Origin of the sequence: Paraburkholderia sp. (genome assembly GCF_034668105.1) — a bacterium.
In the GTDB taxonomy this organism is placed as follows: Bacteria; Pseudomonadota; Gammaproteobacteria; order Burkholderiales; family Burkholderiaceae; genus Paraburkholderia.
The window spans coordinates 1-5745 of record NZ_JAXDPY010000174.1 but is presented as its reverse complement, the minus strand read 5'-3'; the positions used below and the strand labels follow the sequence as shown (position 1 = coordinate 5745).

At 59.4% G+C, this 5745-nt stretch carries 4 protein-coding genes; 3 read left to right on the top strand and 1 reads right to left on the bottom strand.

The annotated features are described in order from the left end of the window. Nucleotides 1-48: 48 nt before the first annotated feature. Nucleotides 49-1077, top strand: a complete 1029-nt coding sequence (galE, locus tag QOC89_RS08250; protein ID WP_323044579.1) for a UDP-glucose 4-epimerase GalE — start codon at nt 49-51, stop codon at nt 1075-1077. A 203-nt stretch (nt 1078-1280) separates the two neighbouring features. Further along, nucleotides 1281-2720 (top strand): mannose-1-phosphate guanylyltransferase/mannose-6-phosphate isomerase, encoded by a 1440-nt coding sequence (locus QOC89_RS08245; protein WP_323044578.1) that lies wholly within the window; start codon nt 1281-1283, stop codon nt 2718-2720. Between the two features lie 31 nt (nt 2721-2751). On the opposite strand, the gene QOC89_RS08240 is transcribed toward QOC89_RS08245, so the two are convergent. Further along, nucleotides 2752-4302, bottom strand: coding sequence for a methyl-accepting chemotaxis protein (locus QOC89_RS08240; protein ID WP_323044577.1), 1551 nt, complete (start codon nt 4300-4302; stop codon nt 2752-2754). Nucleotides 4303-4569: 267 nt separating this feature from the next. Here QOC89_RS08240 and QOC89_RS08235 point away from each other — a divergent pair, with 267 nt between their 5' ends. Then, nucleotides 4570-5670 (top strand): glycosyltransferase, encoded by a 1101-nt coding sequence (locus tag QOC89_RS08235; RefSeq protein ID WP_323044576.1) that lies wholly within the window; start codon nt 4570-4572, stop codon nt 5668-5670. Nucleotides 5671-5745 lie beyond the last annotated feature (75 nt).

Here is a 5745-nt window from a genome sequence, read left to right as displayed (position 1 = left end):
GACCTGGTGCAGAAAATGACGGGCGTTTTACTTTAACGGAGCAACAGCATGACCACGAAGGGCACGATTCTGGTAACGGGCGGCGCGGGCTTTATCGGCTCGCACACCTGTGTCGAACTGCTGAACGGCGGTTACGACGTCGTGGTAATCGACAATCTCGTGAACAGCAACCGCGAATCGCTGCGGCGTGTGGAGGAAATCACCGGCAAGCCTGTGACCTTCTATGAAGCCGACGCGCGCGACGAAGCGGCGCTCAACCGTATTTTCGACGCCCATCCGATCACCGGCGCGATTCACTTTGCCGCACTGAAGGCGGTGGGCGAATCGGTCGCCAAACCGATCGAGTACTACAGCAATAACGTCGGCAGTTTGCTGACGGTGCTCGGCGTGATGCGCGATCGCAACGTGAAGCAGTTCGTGTTCAGTTCGTCGGCAACGGTGTATGGCGTGCCGAAGAGCTCGCCGATCGATGAATCGTTTCCGCTCTCGGCGACCAATCCTTATGGGCAGTCGAAGCTGATTGCCGAACAGGTTTTGCGTGACCTGGAGATCGCGGACGCTTCATGGCGGATTGCGACGCTGCGCTATTTCAATCCAGTTGGCGCGCATGAGAGCGGCTTGATTGGCGAGGATCCGGCCGGGATTCCGAACAACCTGATGCCGTATGTGGCGCAGGTTGCGGTGGGCAAGCTGGAGAAGCTGCGCGTGTTTGGTGGCGATTATGAAACGCCGGACGGGACCGGGGTGCGGGACTATATCCATGTTGTGGACCTGGCGCGCGGGCATCTGGCCGCACTGGATGCGCTGGTTAAGCGTGATGCCAGCTTTGTGGTGAACCTTGGGACTGGGCAGGGATATAGCGTGATCGACGTTGTCAACGCGTTCGAGAAGGCTTCGGGCAAACCCGTGCCTTATGAGATCGTAGCGCGGCGGCCGGGCGATGTGGCTTCGTGTTTTGCGGATCCCGCAGCGGCGTTGGAGGTGATCGGCTGGCGAGCGGAGTTTGGGATCGAGCGGATGTGTGCGGATCATTGGCGGTGGCAGTCTTTGAACCCGGAGGGGTTTAAATCGGCGTAGCGCCGGGCGGGGGGGCAGAATCGCCTGGACGGGATTTCTGGCGCCGTCGACCGCGCTGCCGATTACAGGTAGGTACTGGAAAACGGCAGGATCGCGACGCGCCGGCGTGGAAATATCCATGAGCAATGCCGTGACTCAATGAGACGTTTGATACCCGCACTAATATGCACGAATACAAAGAACCATAGACAGGAAGTAAGACCATGACCATTCATCCAGTGATTCTCTGCGGTGGAAGCGGTACCCGACTTTGGCCAATGTCACGGGGAGGATACCCGAAGCAATATCTCAGGTTGACCGGCGAAAACACCCTGGTTCAACAAACTGCATTGCGCCTGCGAGGTATCAGGAACGTTGCGGCCCCCATCGTTGTCACAAATAATGAACAGCGCTTTCTGGTCGCCGAACAGTTCCGACAAGTCGATATAGCACCGGCATCGATCATCCTGGAGCCTGTCAGCCGTAACACCGCGCCTGCCATTGCAATTGCAGCGCTGGCAGCGATGCGCGAATCCGCGGAATCCCTCCTGCTCGTCCTGCCGTCGGATCATGTGATTACCGGCGAAGCGGCGTTCGTGGAAGCGGTCGAAGCCGCCGCTCAGATCGCCAAAGACGGTTATCTGGTCACCTTCGGTATTGCTCCAACCCAGCCACACACTGGCTATGGCTACATCCGTGCCGGCGCGCAGCTTGGCGAAGACATCCATGCATTCTCAGTAGACGCCTTCGTCGAAAAACCGGACGAAGCCACGGCGCAGCGTTTCCTTGGCGAAGGCGGCTACTTCTGGAACAGCGGCATGTTCATGCTGCAGGCTTCGACCTTCATGAGAGAGCTGTGCCTTTACGAGCCAGAAATCGCCGCGCAGGCAGAACTTGCACTCAATGGGGCGCAGCTCGACAACGACTTCACTCGTCTCGACGCTGAAGCCTTCGCCTCCTGCCCGAATGTTTCGATCGACCACGCCGTGATGGAGAAAACGAAACGCGCCGCGGTCATTGCCACAACGGAGCTCGGCTGGAACGATATCGGCTCGTGGACTGCGCTTGCCGATATCGCAGAACACGATGTCCAGGGTAATTCGCTTCTCGGCGACGTCCTCACCGAAGCGATGACCAACTCATATGTGCGCGCGGAACATCGACTGGTGGCCGCCATCGGCCTCGATAATGTCGTCATCGTCGAGACCGCTGACGCCGTGCTGGTCGCCCATCGGAATCAGGTGCAGGACGTCAGGAAGATCGTGGCTCAGCTCAATGCGGCGGGGCGTCACGAGTCAGTCACGCACCGTCGTGTGGCACGTCCCTGGGGCTCATACGAAGGCATCGACAACGGTGACCGCTTCCAGGTCAAACGCATCGTCGTCCGCCCGGGCGCGCAACTGAGTCTGCAGATGCATCATCACCGTGCCGAGCACTGGATTGTCGTAAAGGGCACAGCCCTCGTTACGAACGGTGAAAACGAGATCATCCTGACAGAGAACCAATCGACCTATATTCCATTGGGAATCACGCACCGTCTGAAGAACCCCGGCAAGATCCCGCTAGAGTTAATCGAAGTCCAATCTGGTGCCTATCTCGGAGAAGATGACATCGTGCGATTCGAAGACACGTATGGGCGAGCGGAGAAGACTTGGCACTCGTAGTCGGGAACGGCGTCATTGAGATCCCGGCGCTCTAATCCGCCACCCGAAACACCGCCACCGCGTCACGCAACGCAACCGCATGCTCTTCCAGCGATTTGGCCGCCGCCGCGGCCTCTTCGACGAGCGCCGCATTGTGCTGGGTGACTTCGTCGATCTGGGAGACCGCCTTGTTGACCTGTTCGATCCCGTCGCTCTGTTCGAGCGCTGACGCCTCGATTTCATTCATGACGCCCGTGACGCGTTGAACCGCATCCATGGCTTCGTGAATCGTTTTCTGCGCATCCGACACGAGCAACGCCCCGTGTTCTACCTTGGCGGCCGATTCGCCGATCAATTCCTTGATCTCCTTCGCCGCCGAGCCGGAGCGCTGCGCGAGGCTGCGAACTTCGGAGGCGACGACCGCAAAGCCACGCCCCTGTTCCCCCGCGCGGGCTGCCTCGACGGCCGCGTTCAAAGCGAGGATGTTGGTCTGAAAGGCAATCCCCTCGATCATGCCGATGATCTCGGCCACCTTACGCGACGACTCGGTGATTCCGTCCATCGTCTCGGTGACGCGCGACACGACGGCACCACCACGCGTGACCGTCTCCAACGCACCCTGCGCCAACCGGTTCGCCTGCTTCGCGTTGTCGGCGTTCTGCTTCACCGTTGCCGACAGTTGCTCCATGCTCGCCGCGGTCTGTTGAAGCGCCGCCGCCTGCTGCTCGGTGCGCGACGACAAGTCGGCGTTGCCTGAGGCGATCTCGTTCGCGCCATGCGTAATCGCCGTCGTGCTGCCGCGCACCTTCGATACCGTCTCGACGAGGCCATCGCGCATCTTCGTCAGCGCGCTCAATAACTGCCCCATTTCGTTGCGTGACTTGCTCCCGATTGAGATCGTCAAATCTCCCGCGGCAATGCGCTCGAAGTGTTTGATGGTCACATTGACCGGCTTGATCACCGCTGCCGACAAACCGATCCGCGCCATCACACCGATCACGATGGCAACCGCGCCGATCGCGCCGAACAGCAGCGTCGCCATCTGGAACCGCTGGGCCGCGGTCTGAGATTGCTGGCGTTGACTGTCCATCTGCAAACGCTCGAGCCCGTCGATGGCTTTCGAATAGGCCGCGTAAAAGCTGTTCGCCGTTTCGCCCTGAATATTGCGGAAGGTGTTGAAGTCGAAATCCGTCAAAGCCTTGAACTCGGGCTCGATCGCCTGATCGACGAGCGCGCTGCGCGCCTGCGCGACGTTCTGCGCGAGCTTCTTTTCGGCGTCGCTTGCAAACGGGGCGGCCATGTAATTGGCGAAGTCCTTGTTCGACTCGACCAGCACCTTGTGCGCGGCCGGCAACAGGTCGTCGGTTTGCTTGCCGACGCTAAACAGCGTCTGATAGGTGCCGAGCGCGAGCTGCACTTGCAGCAGCTTCTCCGAGCTTGCCTTCAGATGCGACAGCGCCACACCGCTATGCTGGGTTTCGTCGAGGCTGCCATTGGCGAGCTTGAGCGCGCCGTAGCCCACGCCGATCACGATCAGCAGGAAAGCGACGAATACGCTGATCACGAGCGTCAGGCCGCCACGAATGGTGAGGTTGTTAAGCATTGAGTCTCCGGAACGTCTTATGGATCGGCGGCGAACCCCGCGATATACCGGCGACCGTCCTTTCGCCCGCAATTTATACTTCGCCGCATCCAGGTTAACGGCCTTCGCGAGACTTCCTTACATAGGTGAAATCCATAACGGACAAGGGTTTGCGGGCGATTCAAGCGCACTATCTGGGATTTTTAGCGACATCGGCGCAAGTGCCGCTTTTCGGGACGGCCTGCGTTTCGTTTGTATAATTCGGCGTCTTCGCTCAGGCCCACTTTCATGCTTAGTTTTGCGCTCGGTTTTCTCGTTTCGCTGCTGATCACGCTGCTGATCGTGCGCTATGCCCATTTGCATGAAAAATTCTCCACCGATACCGATCTGGCCGGCGTGCAGAAATTCCATGTGCGCCCGGTGCCGCGCATCGGCGGGACCGGGATTCTGATCGGGCTGATCGTGTCCGCCGTGCAATTGCATCATGCGTATCCCGCGGTGTCGGGCGGCATCCTGGGGCTGATCGCGTGCGGCATGCCGGCGTTCGGCTCGGGATTGATCGAGGATCTGACCAAGCGCGTGTCGCCCCTCGCGCGGCTCGTTTGCACGATGGCGGCCGCCGCTCTCGCCTACTTCCTGCTGGATATCGCCGTCACGCGTATCAGCGTGCCGCCTTTGGACTTTCTGCTGTCTTATGCGGTGATCTCCTGCGCGGTCACGGTGCTGGCGGTCGCGGCGCTCGCCAACGCGATCAATATCATTGATGGCTTCAACGGCCTTGCCTCGATGGTCGCGTTCATGATGTTCGCGTCGCTCGCTTACGTGGCGTTCCAGGTGTCCGATCCGATCGTGCTGTCGGCGTCGTTCATGATGATGGGCGCGGTACTCGGCTTCTTCATCTGGAATTTCCCGGCGGGACTGATTTTCCTCGGCGACGGCGGCGCGTATTTCATCGGCTTCATCCTCGCCGAGCTATCGATCATGCTGGTGATGCGCAACCGCGATGTATCGGCGTGGTACCCGGTGCTGCTTTTCATGTACCCGATCTTCGAGACCTGCTTCTCGATCTATCGGAAGAAGTTTATTCGCGGGATGTCGCCGGGGATTCCCGATGGCGTGCATCTGCATATGCTCGTTTATAAGCGCTTGATGCGTTGGGCGGTGGGGACTAGAACGGCGCGGGAATTGACGCGGCGGAACTCGCTGACGTCGCCTTACCTCTGGTTGCTATGTTTGATTGCGGTTGTGCCGGCGACGTTGTTCTGGCGGCATACGTTGCATCTGTTCTGTTTCGTGGTGGTGTTTGCAGCGACTTATGTGTGGCTCTATATGAGCATTGTGCGGTTCAAGTCGCCGCGGTGGATGGTGGTGAGGAAGGGGAAGCGGTAAGGAGCAAAAAGCGGCTACCGCGGGCTACGCAGATCGCGAACATAAACCATCGTTTACAAAATTTCCATGCCGGGC